The following is a 16,447-nucleotide window of genomic DNA, read 5'->3' on the forward strand; positions in this document are numbered from 1 at the left end:
CTTTCTCTTTTATGTCCGTCTGTTTTCACGGCGGATTTTAAATATCCTCCCGGCAGTATCCGGCAAGAACTGCTTTCAGATATTCATAGCTTCTTTCTGTGGACTCGATCGAGAGCCTCTCTTTCACTGAATGGACATCCCAGATATCAGGTCCGAAAGATACACAGTCCAGGTCTTTCTTTTTGTCCAGGAAAAGTCCACATTCCAGACCAGCGTGGATCGTAAGGACCTCCGGATCCCTACCGAACATCTCCCGGTATGTCCGGGTCATCAGTTCCCGAAGGGAAGATTCCTTTTTATAGGCCCATCCGGGATATTCATTATCCGCCCGGAAGGATGCGCCGCACAGCCCAGCCAGGATCTTCAGTCTCTCTGCCAGCTCTGCTTTCTTGCTTCCGAGGGAACTTCTTACAAGGGTATCGATCGTCAGATATCCCTCTCTTACAGCCATGATGCCATGGTTTAGTGAGGTCTCTACCAGTCCCGGCAAAGTCCGGTTATATCCCACAGGACCGTCTGGCGCAGCCATCAGGTAGGCAACAATCTTCTTTGTTGTCTCTGCAGAAACAACATTCGCCGTCTGCATCCCCCTTTTCTCTGTCTGAACAGAAAGATTCGGTTCTTCATCCATAAATTCTTCCTTCCACAAGGCCTCCATTTTCACAGCCGCCTCCATAAGAGCAGAAGGATGTTCCGCCATCAAAAGGATCTCTGCCTGGCTTGCTATGACATTTTCCTTTCCGCCGCCCCCGGCATCCATGAGGAAAAGCTGTGTGCTGCGGGACGCCTCGTAGAGAAGCCTTCCTGAAAGCTTCAAAGCATTGGCTCTTTGCCGGTTGATCTCCGATCCGGAATGGCCTCCCATAAGCCCGCTGATGGTAATTTTTACAACCTCGCCTTCCCGTGAAGAAAAGTCCAGCGGGAAGGATGTATGACAGCTGATTCCTCCGGCGCATCCCACCGTCAGGATTCCCTCTTCCTCTGAATCAATATTGATCAGCTTTCTTCCTTTCAGAAGCTGGAGATCAAGCGCTTTTGCTCCGCCCATTCCTGTCTCCTCGTCAGCTGTGAAAACAGCCTCAATAGGAGGATGGACTGCATCTTTTTCATCCAGCAGAGCAAGGATCATTGCCACGGCAATCCCATCGTCGCCGCCAAGGGTCGTATTTCTCGCCTTGACAAATCCGTCCTCCACATAAAGTTCCAATGGATCCTTTGCAAAGTCATGGCCAGAGTCTGCCGTCTTTTCACACACCATATCCAGATGGCCCTGCAAAACAACAGGTTCTCTGTCCTCATATCCCGGCGATGCTTCTTTCCATATTAAAATATTATCCCCTTCATCCCGAAGTACTTTCAGTCCTCTTTCTTCGGCAAATCGGACACAGTACCTGCATATTGCATCAAGATTGCCGGATCCATGGGGAATCTGACATATTTCTTCAAAAAAATGAAACACATTTTCTGGCATTAACTGATTTAATACTGACATTAGCATACTCCTCCTTTTTTTATTTTGCCGGACTTTCCCATAGAATAAAAAGACGGCAGTTTCCATACAATGAATTGAAGTCTCTTTCTGGAAATGAATGATGAAACGACGTTTGTTTATGCTATCGGTTATTTTTCTTTTTATTACAATGCTTTTCTTTCCAACTCCTGTATTCGACGGTGCAAGTGAAGGAATCCTTCTGTGGTTTCAAATTGTCCTTCCCACCCTGCTTCCATTTATTCTGCTCTCCAACCTGATGATCCGGACAAACGCTGTCTATTATATTTCCCGGATTACCGGACCTTTGCTGGGAAAAATCTTTGCTGTGTCAGACAGCGGGTCTTTTGCTGTTATTGCGGGATTTCTCTGCGGATACCCTATGGGAGCGAAAGTGACATCCGACCTTTTAAGGACCGGACGGATTTCTTTCGAGGAAGCTTCTTATCTTCTCTCCTTCTGTAACAACACCAGTCCCATGTTCATCATCAGCTATGTGGTTATGCAGAACACGCCTTCCGCCTCCTGGATTTTTCCTTCCGTCGTCCTTCTCTTTTTGTCGCCTGTTATCTGCAGCAGGATCTTTTTGCCTTTTTACAGAAAAGGCAGCGTATCCACACGTTTTCCGGGACTGTCACCTGCCAGAGAACGCCCTTTTTCTCTGACAATACTGGACACTTGTATGATGGACAGCTTTGAAGCAATTACAAAAGTTGGAGGCTACATAATGCTCTTTTCTGTCATTACCAAACTGGCCTGCCTCCTGCCATGGAAAAACTGGCTTCCCTACCGCCTTCTGCTCTCTTTTCTGGAAATCACTGCCGGAATCCCCATGATTTCAGAGCTCACTGTTCTTCCATGGCGAATCCGCTGGCCCCTCCTTTTAGGGCTGACTTCCTTTGGTGGCTTGTGCGCTGCCGCGCAGACTTCCTGCATGATACAGGGCACAGGGCTTAAGATTTCTACCTACTTAACAGAAAAACTGGTTACTATGTCCGTAACCAGTCTTTTGTGCCTCGGCATCTTTGGAATTTTATTCTAATTCTTCTGCTGTTTCTTCTTCATATGCTTCTTCCGGAACAGAGCCAAATTCGGCTTCCAGACCTCTGGAGGACTGATCAGGGATTTCCAGCTCTGAACGGTTGTTGCGCACCATATCATAGCACTCCTGCAGCGAATTTACCAAACCGTCATATTTGGTTGTATAGCTGTCAAGAGTATGACCGATAATGCTCTCAGCATTGGCAAGAAGATCGTCTGTATACTGCATTGCTCCGATTCGGATGTCGTTAGCGTCGCTGGTGGCATTGTCAAGAATCTGCTGCGCCTGCTCTGTGGCAGCAGTGACAATCTCATTTGCCTGTGCATAGGCCTGCTGCATGATCTCATGCTCGCTGACAAGCTCTGTTGTCTGGATCTGCGCTTCCTGAAGCATGCTGTCCGCCTTTGCCTGAGCGTCTGCAAGAATAGCGTCTTTATTTGCAATGATCTTCTGATAACGTTTGATCTCATCCGGAGTTTTCATACGAAGCTCCCTAAGAAGCTCATCAATCTGATCTTTGTTTACAATAATCTTCGTTGTTGACAGAGGCTGAAATTTACAACTGTCAATGTACTCCTCAATTTCTTCAATAATCTGTTCAATACGGCTGCTCATAATTTACACTCTCCTTTTTTTATCTATTTTCTTCTGTATCTCTTCTATTACGATGTCCGGTACAAACTGCGAAATATCTCCCCCGAAAGCTGCCACTTCTTTTACCATAGAAGAGCTCAGATACGAGTACTGCAGGCTGGTTGTCAAAAAGACGGTTTCCAGTCCGCCGTCCAGCTTGCGATTTGTCTGCGCCATCTGAAGCTCATACTCAAAATCCGTAATGGCCCTCAGACCTCTTATGATCATTTTCGCTTCCATTTTTTTCGCAAAATCTACCAGCAATCCTTCAAATGGTATTACTCTGATATTCGGAATATTTTTAACAGTTTCCTCTAGTATTTTAACACGTTCTTCTAAGGAAAACAACGGACTTTTTGCGTTATTATACAATACTCCGACAATTAATTCGTCCACGATCTTCGCCGAACGGGTGATCATATCCAGATGCCCGAAAGTGACCGGATCAAAACTGCCCGGATAAATTGCTCTTAACATATTTCTTTCCTCCCCGCCGGTTCAATAAACACATGTTTATTGGTTTTGTAAACCTTCTCTTTGATCAATGCAAAACCAAGCTCGGCCAGATAATCAAAGGAAGTATCCTTTGATGCCTCCACGATGATCACACCCTCATCGGAAAGAAGCTGCGAGTCTGCCAAATACTCCAGTACCTTTTTCTCCAGTTCCTGATTGTAGGGCGGATCCATGAAAATAAAATCAAACTGCTTTTCTCCCTCCAGCCGATAAAGGGCTGTCATAACATCCGAAGATATGGTAAGCGCCTTTCTGTCCAGACGGGTATATTTCAAATTTTCTCTGATACACGCCATCGCCTTTGGATTCTTCTCTACAAAGACCGCCTCCATAGCGCCGCGGCTTAGAGCCTCGATCCCAATGCCGCCGCTTCCTGCGAACAGATCCAGGAAAATGCAGTCGTACAGATACGGAGAAAGCATATTGAACAACGTTTCCTTGATCCGGTCTGTTGTCGGGCGGGTATCCATCCCATCCAGAGTCTTGAGCTGCAGCCGTTTCGCACTTCCTGCAATCACACGCATAAACTATCACTCCCCACTTGTTATGTATACAAAAGATTTCCTGTCCATTATACGAAGCAGCGCTGTAAAAGTCAAGAAAAAGCACCTGCCGGCGTGCATGAAGCTTCCGGCAGATGCCTCTCCTTTTGTTTTTACTGTTCATAGCTAAAATTTTTACTGATCGGTAAGATGGCGGCTGTTATTTACCTGCCATCTGTCTTTCCTGCTGTTCGATCATCTTTTTTACCATATATCCTCCCACAGAGCCATTCTGTCTGGAAGTAAGGTCGCCATTGTATCCGTCTGTGAGCGGTACTCCCAGCTCGCTTGCAACCTCATATTTGAATTTGTCTAATGCACCCTTTGCTTCAGGTACAGCTGCTTTGTTAGATGAACGATTTGTCATTTCTATACTCCTCCTTTTTTGTAACATTTTTTATTTTTGTTACAACGATAGTATATGGAGGATTTACAAAATTACACTAGAATTTCCTGTATGATTTTCCAGTTTTTTCAGCCATTCGCATTCTTTCTTGGAAAGCACGGATACTGCCTCACTGGCCATCTGCAAAACAGCCGCATCCTGGAACACATCTCCCAGCCGGAAGTTCATAAGCCCACTCTGACGGATACCGAAAAGATCTCCCGGTCCTCTCTGCTTCAGGTCTTCTGATGCAATCTTAAAACCGTCATTGCTCTTATTTAAAATATCAAGTCTTTCTTTTGTATCCTTCGCCTTAGATCCTGTCATAAAAATGCAGTAAGACTGATATTTTCCTCTTCCCACACGGCCGCGAAGCTGGTGAAGCTGCGCCAGTCCAAACCTCTCTGCGTTTTCCACCATCATTACAGTGGCATTAGGAACATTGATTCCTACCTCGATAACGGTAGTGGACACGAGCACATCAATTTTACCCTCTCCAAATTCTTCCATGATCCGGTCTTTCTGTTCCTGCTTCATTTTCCCGTGAAGACAGCCTACTACAATCTTGTTTCCCAGTTCTTCCTGAAGCATAGCGGAATAATCGGTCACATTTTCCACTTCCAGATGTTCGCTTTCCTCGACCATAGGACAGATAATATAGCACTGTCTGCCTTCCTCAATCTGATTTTTAATAAAGCGGTAAGCAGTGGGACGATATCCGGTGTCCACCACGCAGTTCTTGATCGGAAGACGGTTGGAGGGAAGTTCGTCAATGACAGAAATATCCAGATCTCCGTACAGAATAATTGCCAGTGTTCTCGGAATCGGCGTGGCGCTCATGACAAGCACATGTGGCATTTCTCCCTTTTCTGCAAAAATCTCTCTCTGCCGTACGCCGAAACGGTGCTGCTCGTCCGTCACCACAAGTGCAAGATCCTGATAGGCAACTTTCTCCTGGATCAGAGCATGAGTGCCGATAATGATCTGCGCCTCTCCCCCCTGGATCCAGCGGTATGCCTCCCGTTTCTCTTTGGCCGTCATGGAGCCGGTCAAAAGCGCCGTCTGAAATGGAATCCTGTGTTCTTCAAGGAGTTTTGTAATGGATTCATAATGTTGTTTTGCAAGCACTTCTGTAGGCGCCATCAAAGCTCCCTGGTATCCGCTGTAAGCCACAGTCAGAAGGGCAAGCAGAGCGATCACGGTCTTTCCTGAACCAACATCGCCTTGCACCAGTCTTGACATGGACAGATTCTTCTTAAGGTCTGACTCTATCTCACGCCATACTCTTTTCTGTGCCCCTGTCAGTTCATAGGGGAGTTCTTTTATAAAGCGCTCCACTTCCCCGGAAGGAGATATCCGGAAACGATTTTCGCTTCGCCCGCTTTCTTCCTTCAGCTTGCGAAGTGAATAGATGAATGCGGCAAATTCATCGAATACCAGCCTTTTCCTGGCATGGCAGAATACCTCTTTGTCCTCCGGAAAATGGATCCCGCGAAGCGCATAATTATACTCCGCCAGATGATATTTCAGCCGGATATGTTCCGGCAGAGGCTCCCGCTCAAGAGGAAGACTTTCCAGAGCCTGTTTCACCGCTTTCATGACTGTATTATTGGAAAGGCCGGCCGTCAGCGGATAGACCGGCTGCATTGTACCGCGCTTCTCTTCGTATTTTCCGGAAGGATAGAAAATTTCCGGGTGTTCCATTACAAGCACATCCCGGCGTCTGACGATCATTCCCCGAAGCGTGATAACACCGCCTCTTGAAAGTGTAGTACGCAGAAAAGGCATACGAAACCAAATAACCTTCAGTGTACCTGTAAGATCTTTTACATACAAAGAAGTCACCTGCATAGCGCGGTTCCCGGATACCTGGACTTTACCGTAAATCGCTCCGGTAACTGTCTGTACACGCCCTTCTTCTGCTTCACTGATTGGTACAGCTTCCTCATAGATATCGTATGCCCTTGGATAATAGCGGATCAGGTCCCCGACGGTCCTGATCCCCAATTTCCAAAATAACTTTTCAGTTTTCTCTCCAATTCCTTTCAGTTCATGAATCGGTGTATATTCTGTCATTTACTCTACTGCCAGCACGTAATAGTAAATGGGCTGGCCGCCATAATGTGCATCCACATCAAGATCCGGATACTTCTCTTCGATTTCAGCGACAAAATTCTGTGCCGCCTCTTCATTGACTTCCTCGCCATAGTAAATGCTGATCAGCTCTGAATCTTCATCTACCAGCTGTTCCAGCATTTCCACAGCCGTCTTTTCGATGTCCTGCCCCACTGCAAGAATGCCGGAATCACCGATTCCCATAATATCCCCTTCGTGGATTTCTTTATCATCAATCCGGGTATCCCGCACGGCGTAAGTAACCTGACCTGATTTCACATTCTTGATCGCTTCCAGCATAGTCTCTTCATTTTCCTGCACGCCTGCCTCCGGCATGAAGCTGATGATCGCCGTAATTCCCTGCGGTACAGTTTTTGTCGGAATGACCACGATCTCTTTGTCTTTTACAAGAGCCTTGGCCTGATTTGCCGCCAATACAATATTTTTGTTGTTTGGAAGAATGAATACTGCATCAGCGTTTACATGTTCAATGGCGTTCAGCATATCTTCCGTGCTGGGATTCATCGTCTGACCGCCTTCAATAATGTAGTCAGCGCCAAGTTCACGGAATACACTGTTGAGCCCTTCTCCGATAGAAACTGTGATAAATCCCATCGGTTTTCTCGGCTCGGCGCTCTTTTTCTTCTGATCTTCTTCCTTCTGCTGCTGTGCAAGCTTCTGAGAATCACGGATCAGTTTTTCCTGATGTTCTTCTCTCATATTGTCAATTTTCATTCGTGACAGCTGTCCGTAAGTCAGCGCTTTCTGGATAGCAAGTCCCGGATCATTGGTATGGACATGAATCTTTACCACATCATCGTCTGCCACACAGACAATGGAATCTCCGATAGACTCCAGATAAGCCTTAAATTCCATCTCATCATTCTCTGTAAATTCCCGCTCTGTCATAATGATAAATTCCGTGCAGTATCCGAATTTAATATCTGCCGCTGCCTCAGCGGAAACCTTTGTCATGCTGCTTCCCGCTCCTTCCGCGGAAATCGCACTGTAATCCACTTCCTTGCCAAGAAAGGCGTCGTAAGCGCCCTTAAGCACTTCCATCAGTCCCTGTCCCCCGGAATCTACCACTCCTGCCTCTTTTAATACAGGGAGCATTTCCGGCGTACGAGCAAGAACCGCATCTCCCTCTTCAAGGAGAGCCGGAATAAATTCTTCCAGATCCTCTGTCTCTTCTGCAAGAACTGCCGCTTTTTCTGCAATCCCCCTCGCAACTGTGAGGATCGTTCCTTCTTTCGGCTTCATAACTGCTTTGTAAGCAGTATCTTTTGCCCTTTCACATGCTGCCGCCAGTATTTTTACATTCACTTCTTTTTCATCACGTACAGCCTTGGTAAATCCCCGAAGGAGCTGTGAGAGGATGACACCGGAATTTCCTCTGGCTCCGCGCAGGGAACCGGATGAAATCGCTTTTGCCAATGATTTCATATCCATGTTTTCAAGGGCGGTCACCTCTTTTGCCGCTGACATAATGGTCAAAGACATATTGGTTCCCGTATCCCCGTCCGGAACAGGAAATACGTTCAACTCATTAATAAATTCTTTTTTCGCCTCAATATTCTGTGCACCGGCAAGAAACATCTTAGCCAGCATTTCCACACTGATTGTCTTTACAGCCACTTAAATATCCTCCTTAACTAATCGATGACTCTGACGCCCTCGATATAGATATTGATTTTATCAACTTTCATACCGGAAAATTCTTCTACCTTATATTTGACATTGCTGATCAGATTATCCGTCACTGCAGAAATGCTGACTCCATATGCTACAATCACGTGAAAATCAATAGTGATCTCATTTTCGTCTGATATGGACACCTGGATTCCATGAGTCAGGCTGTCTTTCTTCAGCAGTCTTACCAGACCGTCCTTTACATTAACTGCCGCCATTCCGACAATTCCGAAGCATTCCACTGCCACGGTGCCGGCATACTTTGCGATCACATCAGTACTTACTGTGATGATACCCATATCTGTGCTCATGCTTCCCTTCATATAGTTCCCTCCAATTATCTCTATTTTATTTTCTGTCGATCCTTTTGCAAACTCCAGTTTAACACAAGTATTATACCCTGTTTTCACGCCTTTTACAAGAAAAAAGAGTTCCGCCGGCGGAACTCCCGCTCCAGGCGCGGCTGCTCGGCAGCAAATCCTTCTGCGGTACAAAAAAAGACTAACTTCCCTGCCTAGCGGAAAATTAGTCTCTCTTCAGATTTTCATTAAGCGCGCTCTACTTTTCCGGACTTCAAACAAGAAGTACATACATACATTCTCTTAGATCCGCCCTCTGTTTTTACACGAACAGATTTTACATTTGATTTCCACATTTTTGGTGTCTTTCTATGAGAGTGGCTGACACTGTTACCAAAGTGAGCACCCTTTTCGCAAATAGCACATTTAGCCATGACTGCACCTCCTAACACTCTAAATAAGTCTGTTCTCCAGACTCGCAACAATGATATTCTATCAGAATACTTTTAAAAAAGCAAGCATTTCTTCATAGATTTCACAAAAAGATTGAGGAAAGAACAGATCAGTCATCTCTGCAGCAAAAAAACAACTCATAAGCTGCCAGGAGACACAATATGATACATAAAATCTCCACAAACATATTAGGAAGCCAAAGGCTGATCGTAATTCCTGCCGCGATCCAGAATAAGGCAAATCCTGCCACCCTTTTCATCTGAATCCCTCCCGCCGGGGCCTTGTTTTATTCTATGCCCTGCCAGTCGGAAATATGTCTTTTCCTCATGGTATCCTTTGCTTATTCATCTGCCTCGTCAAGAATATCATTTACCTCCTCTTCCGTCATGCGGCTGCCATTTTTGGAAGTGAACCGGTCCAGAACATCCGGGACCATATCAAGGATCTTTGTCATTGTATCCTGATTTCTGATATTTACAAGTCTTGTTGTGCCATTTTGGATAACAAGAACTGCACTGGGAGTCATCTTTCCGCCGAGACCTCCTGCGCCTTTTTCCTTCTTTTCTCCATTAAAGGCTCCGGCTCCAATTGCAAAGGAAACATCTACAAGGGGAAGAATGATAGTATCCCCGATATGGATGGCGTCTCCCACTACTGTCCGTGATGAGATAACGGCATCCATGCCGTGAAAAAGAGCCTCTACTGTTCCTTTAAAATTATTATCTGCCATAATATGATCCTCCCAAATCTTTTGAACTTACTGTCAGGGCTTTTAAAATTCACTGATAAACTTCCGAACATCCTTATAGGTCTGTCTCACTGCTTTGCTGACAAGAAGACGAAGTGCAAAAGTCAGCAAATGTATCAAATAAAGCCTTCCATGTATATCCGCTTTTCCCTCAAACATCTTTTCTTCAAATTCCGGAACAATCTGAATCTCTCCCGGAAGAAAGGGATAAACAACCGCCAGTCCCGCAAGGCTGGTTCCTGTCAGCGCCGGATCTCCCAGACCGTATCTTAAAAATATCCTTCCTTTTCCCGGACAAAGGCCTCTTAAAAGGCGGATGAGAGCTTTCTTTCCAGTGCCAAAGGCCTTTCTATGCAGCTCATCTTCCAGAAAATCTATCAGTTTTTCTTTTTTTTCACTGAATAGATTTATTTTATCACAGATTGCTTTTATTGTACATTTTATCTTTTGAAAGAACGAAGATATCTTCTCGCCTGCTTTCTGAATCTTTTTTGCAATTCTGTTGTTCTTCTCAATATTGTCGGACCGTTTTTCTTCATGCGGCGGACTGTCTTCGGGATACGCGTACGGATTTTTTTCATCTGCTTCCGGTTCTTCAAAATCTTCCGGTTCAGGCTGCGTATCCGGCGCATCAGTTTCTTTCTCCGTTTCCAGATGCGTATCCATTTCCTCTTCTTCATGAGATTCCTCATGGACTTTCCTGCAGACTTCATCAGTCTTCCCTTTTTCTTCATCTGATCTCTCTCCTCCTTTGATCCGCTTCCAGGCTATTCTTGCGGAAAATACGCTCGACTTGTTCCCATATAGGATTTTCAATTCCAACAGGGAAAAAAGCCATGTCACCTTACATCTTACCTTTGTCCCCTTTTCTGTTCCGTCCGTTTTCCCCGACACCTGATAACAAACCGGCACAAAAAGTACAATGCAGAGCAATACTATCAGTATACCCAGTATGATCGCCAGTATGATACCTGCAATTTTTAAAATCAACAATAAAAGATGAAGCATATTATTTTTCCCGCTCCCTGTTTTCTAAGAATGCGCATATATCGTCTTCCATTTTGCTTTCATATGCATCCTGCAGGATTATTCTGACCAATTCCAGTGCATCATCATAGTTCCCTGCCATTCCCGCAATCAAAATGTTATCCTTCGGGCATCTGTACTGCATAAATTCAAGAGAGGACACGATTTCCAGCCTTCTTGTCCCATAGTCCGTCAGCACAAGAAAGTAAAGGGGCCTTGTTAATTTCCCCTCTCTGATCCGGGAGACTATCTTTTTCTCTTTTTTTTTCAGTTCCGCAGATACATACAGATACCTTGCAAATCTCATATTTTTTACCCTTTCTAGTTATAATAATAACTGTCCAGTATCTGTTTTGCAACATCAACCGCTCTTACATTTCCGTCGGCTTCTTCAATGATCACACTGATCACAAGTTCCGGGTTATCAACATTAGTAAATCCCACAAACCAGGAATGGTTTTTGGATGAATCGCCGTCGCTGTACTCAGCTGTTCCCGTTTTTCCAGCGACACTGTATCCCGATCCAGCAAAAACAGAGCCTGTTCCATAGTCTGTTACATTCTGCATATAAGCCTTAAGCTGTGCCGCTTCCTCTGAGGTCATCAGTTGCCCATAGCTTTCCGGATCAGTCTCTTCTACAATTGTGCCGGAATAGTTTGTCACTTCTTCTACAAGATAGGGTTCCATCAGCCTGCCTCCATTTGCGACCGCTGAAGTGATAAGCGCCATATGATAAGGACTTACAAGGGTTTCTCCCTGTCCCATAGCCGTCATCATCCGGTCAGAGGAAGTAGCATTATTATCCAGTGCAAAACTGCTTTTGTTATAACTGATATCTTTTCCGGGAAGAGCGCTATTGAAGAGTAGCTCTTTAGCGGTATCACTGTATTTTGACAGATCAAGCTGAAGTCCGATATTGCAGAAAGACGCGTTACAGGAATAGGCAAAGGAGCTTGCCAGATCTTCCTGCCCGTGGACCTGCCCTCCGGCACAGGGGATCGTCACACCGTCATAAGTGATAGAGCCGCTGCAATTGTAAGTATAAGAGGAATAATCGCTGTGTTCCCGCATATATTCCAAGGCAGTAACAATCTTAAAAGAGGATCCCGGTGCATACTGTCCCTGAGTTGCACGGTTCAAAAGACTGCTGCTCTCATCTGTGTTCAGCCATTCCCAGTTTTCGCTTACAGTGTTGGGGTCGAAATCCGGTTTAGACAGCATCGTACGGATCTTCCCTGTGGAAGGCTCCATAATCACAACTGCCCCCCTGCTGTCCCCCATGACGTCGGATGCCGCCTGCTGAAGCGAGGTATCCAATGTTGTCACTATGTTGTCTCCTGTATTTTTCTGATCCTGAAACTCATTGCTTAATTTTTCCAGGAAAAAAGCATTGGAAGTAAGAAGTTCAAAATTTCTTGTAGATTCCAATCCGGACTTTCCCTGGGAGGAATATCCTACTACATGTGCATACAGATTTCCGTAAGGATAAGAGCGGTATTCGCTGCCGTCTTCCGCTGTTTCTGTCTGGGCAAGAACATTTCCGTCTTTATCCAGTATTTTTCCCCGCACAACCCGGTCAGCCATAGAATCCAGACGGGGATTATAGGGACTGTTGATAATATCCTCGCTCTCCACAACATTGAAATAGCCAATATACCCCATCAGCACAAGGAACAATGCAACGAATACGTAGGTTACCCTAGCGAATTCTTTGTTTACTTCTCGCTTTTTCTTTTTCTCTTTCTTTTCCAGTTTTGACTGTTCTTTTCTTTCTTTGCGGCTCATCTGCGATCTTTCCTGCTTCTTTTGCTGTCGCAATTCTTCTTTTCTTAGCTCGTAACTGTTGTTCTTTTTTCTTTCTTTCAATGCTTTCTTCCTCGTCCTCTCTTACAATATAAAGTCCCTGGATGATTGCAAACATAATCAATGTGCTGAGCAAAGAGCTTCCTCCATAGCTCACCAAAGGAAGGGTTACTCCTGTAGACGGAATAAATTTTATAACACCGCCTATATTCAGAAACACCTGGAAAATATAACAGGTTCCAAGCCCCAGCGCCACCAGTTTATAAAATTGATTGTGGAGCTGCATGGCAATGTTAAGAAACATTATATAGCAGCTGACAAATATAAGGATCAGACACAGGGCAAATATAAGTCCCAGCTCTTCGGCAATCGCCGAAAAAATAAAATCTGAATCTCTGACAGGGATACTTTCCGGCGATCCCTGGCAAAGGCCCATTCCAAACCAGCTTCCTGTCCCTATGGCAAACAGCGACTGCGCCACCTGATAGCCCCCGTTGTCGTAAGTTGCAAATGGATCCCGCCAGACATTTACTCTCGTCCGGACATGACCAAACAAATAATATCCGATCACAGACGCTCCTGCCCCTGCTCCCAGTCCGGCCAGCATATAAAGAGGCTGGCGGGTGGCAACATAGAGCATTACAAGGTACACAACAAAAATGATCAAGGCAGCTCCAAGGTCTGTGGAAACCACAAGGATCAGCACATGCAGGGCGGCGATCATCGTTGTGATCACCACGTTTTTAAAAGCAATAGATTCCTTCAGACTTGCCGCAACATAAAAGACAAAAATGATCTTCACAAGCTCGGAAGGCTGGATGCTGATACCGCCTATAGAAAATCCAAGCTTCGCTCCGTAAGATACCTGTCCCAGAACTGCTACAACTGCAAGTGATACCATTCCTGCAATGGCATAAATTCTCCTTAGCTTCGCCAGGCTTTTTACTTTTCGGATAATGACAGGAACAATCAGACTTAACACAATACCTGCTGTTGCAAAAACAAACTGTTTCATTGCCGTCTCATAATCCAGCCGCGTCAGCATAACAAGTCCGATGCAAAGAAGCATGCACATATTATTGACTACCAGTCTGGATACCTTCGGATAAATATGAGTATACAGAAGGATCGCAGCTCCAAGAAGGACAACCTGTGCAAGATAGAATGCTGCTATTTTGATATCTTCTGTCTCCAGATAGAGGATGATAAACGCGATCAGCTGGAACAGAAACATAAGCACATTCTGTCTCCGCAGCATTCCCTGCTTTTTTTCCATATCATGATACCCGAATATCGCAAAGCAAAGATACGTGTACATGATGATCAGAAGGATAATCAAATATTTTGAAATTTCTACAATAATATTTACCAAACTTTCACCTACTTCACTCCCCGCTTAAAATGTCCTCTTGTAAAGTCGCCTTCCCATGTGCCGGGATCTTTCTGCCCCTCTGTCACTTCACTGAACCATTCCAGAATACGGCTCATCTGGCGGCTGCTTTCTCTGGAAAAGGCAAAAATGAGAGCTGACGGACGAAGCTTTTTAATCTCTTCTCCTTGATCTGCCAGCAGTGTGGGCGCTGTATTATATATGACATTATAACAATAAAGACATTCGTTTTTTACGGCAAATTCTTTTTGATAACGATCTGACATCGAAAGCCAGCCGCTTTTCTTCGTACACTTGGACGTATGACGGCGGACACAGCCGGCACTTACCATAACAGGTGCATACCCATATACAGGCAGTTCCATCCTGCTTCGATCCAATTCCTCAAGTTCAGACACATTCAGTTCCAGCGGGGCCACAAATCCATCCGCCCCGGATGTTTTCCAGAAATACTGTGACCTCCGGTTCCACTGATAGGCCGAAGAATCTGCAATAATGATCCCTTCATACCCCTCTCCTCGCAGAATGCGCAGGCTTTCCATATTGCGTATCAGCATACCATCTGCAATGGAACATAACATTTTCAAACTTTGCCTGTAGATATGTTCTGCCTCGCTCCGGAAGATTCTTGCCATAGCAAAAAAGACTTCTTTTCCTGCTGTTTGCGCCTGGCAGATCTCTGTCTTTAACTCTTCTTTTTTCTCATTTGAGGCTCCCAGATAGAGCGTGTCTTCCACATAGATCCTTTCCACGAAGGATATTCGGGCCGCACATTTTAATTGCTCTTCTGTCTCCACAGATACATAGATTGGCACCCGTTCTTTGGAATTGTCATCTGACTGCTTTGAAGAGGACTCTTCTTCGCCGGATGCTGCCGAAGCACCCTCTCTTTCCTCCCGCTCTGTAATCTTCTGATCACGGCGGTATGTTCCGACAATCTCATTTTCAAGCCTTTCAAGCGCCGCTCTTCTCAGCTCATTAACACCCTGTATTGGCAGAAATACATCTCCATCCATCTCAATGGAAAGTTTATCGAATACAAAGGGAGTCCCCCCGGTTTTTCTAAGCTGGTGCTCCAGTCTTTCTTCCGATATCGGCTGTTTCAAAGCTTTTTGCACCAATGCACCCTCGCTCACTGTCTCGATCCGTCCGTATTCTCCCTCGACAGACAAATATAGTTTAGCACTTTTCCCTTCGGAAAGTATTAATTTCCCATTAATTTTTTCCTGTAATTCTCTTTCGTTACAGGTATCTGCTTTCTTTAAGGTCTCCCTGGCATCCGGTCTGGCAAGAGAGAGCATCTCTTTTCCATTGTGACGGCGGTAGTACCCATCCGTATAGCCTCTTCTCTGGTAAGCACTCTGTAAAATATCCAGGTCATTCTTGCTCACCAAAAACTGCTTTTCAGTTCCGGAAGCCTTCTGTTCCAGATACAGATCCACATATTTTCGATACATTTCCACCACTGTTTTCACGTAAGAAGCCTGTTTCATTCTCCCTTCGATCTTGAAGGAAGTGATGCCCGCCTCTATAAGTTCCGGTATCAGATCAATGGTGCACAGATCTTTAAGGCTTAAATAATCTCCTGATTTCTCATTTGTTTTTCTGCCTTCTTTTTGACTATTGTCGCTGCTCCCTTTTATCGCCCAGGGAAGTCTGCAGGGCTGAGCACACTGCCCGCGGTTTCCGCTTCGCCCTCCGATCATGCTGCTTAACAAACATTGACCGGAATAACAATAGCAGAGAGCTCCATGCACAAAACACTCGATCTCCAAATTCGTACGGTCTGCGATTTTTCGGATCTCCGTCAAAGAAAGCTCCCTGGCCGGCACGATACGGACCACGCCCAGTTCTTCTAAATACCCGGCCATAAGAGAATGGGTGACCGTCATCTGGGTACTTGCATGAATGGGAAGATCCGGGAAACGCTGACGGATCATATCCATAACTCCAAGATCCTGCACGATAACTGCATCCAATCCCTGCTTATAAAAAGGGAGAAGATAACGGAACACATTTTCCATCTCCCGTTCTTTTACCAGAGTATTGACTGTTAAATACAGTTTCTTTCCATGGAGATGCACATAATCGATAGCCTCAAGCAATTCTTTTTCCGTAAAATTCTGCGCAAATGCCCTGGCCCCGAAACAGCTGCCTCCCGCATACACTGCATCTGCTCCGGCATTGATGGCTGTTTTCAAAATATCATAGGACCCTGCCGGAGATAAGATTTCTATTCCGCCGTTTCCTGTTTTTGCAGTTGTTCCCGCCATGTTTTCCCTCCGATATCTATCCGAATCATATCATAAAATAA

Annotated in this window: 17 protein-coding genes; 1 reads left to right on the top strand and 16 read right to left on the bottom strand. The window is 45.3% G+C overall.

What is annotated here, in order from left to right; all coding sequences use genetic code 11:
* Positions 1–37 precede the first annotated feature (37 nt).
* The gene (locus tag WJ238_RS02025; RefSeq protein ID WP_337605994.1) at positions 38–1,492 is read right to left on the bottom strand and encodes an aminoacyl-histidine dipeptidase; all 1,455 of its coding nucleotides are present in this window, start codon (positions 1,490–1,492) and stop codon (positions 38–40) included.
* A 118-nt stretch (positions 1,493–1,610) separates the two neighbouring features.
* Here WJ238_RS02025 and WJ238_RS02030 point away from each other — a divergent pair, with 118 nt between their 5' ends.
* Positions 1,611–2,531 (top strand): transporter, encoded by a 921-nt coding sequence (locus WJ238_RS02030; protein WP_337605996.1) that lies wholly within the window; start codon positions 1,611–1,613, stop codon positions 2,529–2,531.
* Here the strand turns inward: WJ238_RS02030 and WJ238_RS02035 are convergent.
* From WJ238_RS02035 to WJ238_RS02105, 15 genes are all read right to left on the bottom strand, one after another.
* Positions 2,523–3,146: an ATPase gene (locus WJ238_RS02035; RefSeq protein WP_230106073.1), complete on the bottom strand. Its 624-nt coding sequence runs from the start codon at positions 3,144–3,146 to the stop codon at positions 2,523–2,525. The genes WJ238_RS02030 and WJ238_RS02035 overlap by 9 nt on opposite strands.
* Positions 3,147–3,149: 3 nt before the next feature.
* Positions 3,150–3,641, bottom strand: a complete 492-nt coding sequence (gene coaD, locus WJ238_RS02040; RefSeq protein ID WP_230106072.1) for a pantetheine-phosphate adenylyltransferase — start codon at positions 3,639–3,641, stop codon at positions 3,150–3,152.
* Positions 3,635–4,204, bottom strand: coding sequence for a 16S rRNA (guanine(966)-N(2))-methyltransferase RsmD (gene rsmD, locus WJ238_RS02045; protein ID WP_230106071.1), 570 nt, complete (start codon positions 4,202–4,204; stop codon positions 3,635–3,637). Before rsmD ends, coaD begins: the two co-directional genes overlap by 7 nt.
* Before the next feature lie 178 nt (positions 4,205–4,382).
* Entirely contained in the window at positions 4,383–4,589 is a 207-nt protein-coding gene (locus WJ238_RS02050; RefSeq protein ID WP_033125229.1) for an alpha/beta-type small acid-soluble spore protein, read from the bottom strand.
* Between the two features lie 63 nt (positions 4,590–4,652).
* Positions 4,653–6,683 carry an ATP-dependent DNA helicase RecG gene (gene recG / locus WJ238_RS02055; RefSeq protein WP_337605997.1) on the bottom strand — a complete coding sequence of 677 codons (2,031 nt, stop codon included), beginning with the start codon at positions 6,681–6,683 and terminating at the stop codon, positions 4,653–4,655.
* Positions 6,684–8,360: a fatty acid kinase ATP-binding subunit FakA gene (gene fakA / locus WJ238_RS02060; RefSeq protein WP_230106069.1), complete on the bottom strand. Its 1,677-nt coding sequence runs from the start codon at positions 8,358–8,360 to the stop codon at positions 6,684–6,686.
* Between the two features lie 17 nt (positions 8,361–8,377).
* Positions 8,378–8,737, bottom strand: coding sequence for an Asp23/Gls24 family envelope stress response protein (locus tag WJ238_RS02065; RefSeq protein ID WP_230106068.1), 360 nt, complete (start codon positions 8,735–8,737; stop codon positions 8,378–8,380).
* Between the two features lie 224 nt (positions 8,738–8,961).
* Positions 8,962–9,147 (bottom strand): 50S ribosomal protein L28, encoded by a 186-nt coding sequence (gene rpmB, locus WJ238_RS02070; protein WP_230106067.1) that lies wholly within the window; start codon positions 9,145–9,147, stop codon positions 8,962–8,964.
* A gap of 128 nt (positions 9,148–9,275) precedes the next feature.
* Positions 9,276–9,425, bottom strand: a complete 150-nt coding sequence (locus tag WJ238_RS02075) for a hypothetical protein (RefSeq protein ID WP_230106066.1) — start codon at positions 9,423–9,425, stop codon at positions 9,276–9,278.
* An 81-nt stretch (positions 9,426–9,506) separates the two neighbouring features.
* Positions 9,507–9,896: a GerW family sporulation protein gene (locus WJ238_RS02080; RefSeq protein ID WP_230106065.1), complete on the bottom strand. Its 390-nt coding sequence runs from the start codon at positions 9,894–9,896 to the stop codon at positions 9,507–9,509.
* Between the two features lie 42 nt (positions 9,897–9,938).
* On the bottom strand, positions 9,939–10,907 hold the full coding sequence (locus WJ238_RS02085) for a DUF2953 domain-containing protein (protein WP_337605998.1): 969 nt from the start codon (positions 10,905–10,907) through the stop codon (positions 9,939–9,941).
* A gap of 16 nt (positions 10,908–10,923) precedes the next feature.
* Positions 10,924–11,247, bottom strand: coding sequence for a hypothetical protein (locus tag WJ238_RS02090; protein WP_337605999.1), 324 nt, complete (start codon positions 11,245–11,247; stop codon positions 10,924–10,926).
* Positions 11,248–11,261: 14 nt separating this feature from the next.
* Positions 11,262–12,725 (bottom strand): peptidoglycan D,D-transpeptidase FtsI family protein, encoded by a 1,464-nt coding sequence (locus WJ238_RS02095; RefSeq protein WP_507282841.1) that lies wholly within the window; start codon positions 12,723–12,725, stop codon positions 11,262–11,264.
* Positions 12,640–14,115, bottom strand: coding sequence for an FtsW/RodA/SpoVE family cell cycle protein (locus tag WJ238_RS02100; RefSeq protein ID WP_316268964.1), 1,476 nt, complete (start codon positions 14,113–14,115; stop codon positions 12,640–12,642). The genes WJ238_RS02095 and WJ238_RS02100 overlap by 86 nt, the downstream gene beginning before the upstream one ends.
* An 8-nt stretch (positions 14,116–14,123) precedes the next feature.
* Positions 14,124–16,406 carry a U32 family peptidase gene (locus WJ238_RS02105; RefSeq protein WP_337606000.1) on the bottom strand — a complete coding sequence of 761 codons (2,283 nt, stop codon included), beginning with the start codon at positions 16,404–16,406 and terminating at the stop codon, positions 14,124–14,126.
* Between the last annotated feature and the right edge of the window lie 41 nt (positions 16,407–16,447).

Origin of the sequence: Claveliimonas sp. (genome assembly GCF_037273965.1) — a bacterium.
Lineage (GTDB): Bacteria > Bacillota > Clostridia > Lachnospirales > Lachnospiraceae > Claveliimonas > Claveliimonas bilis.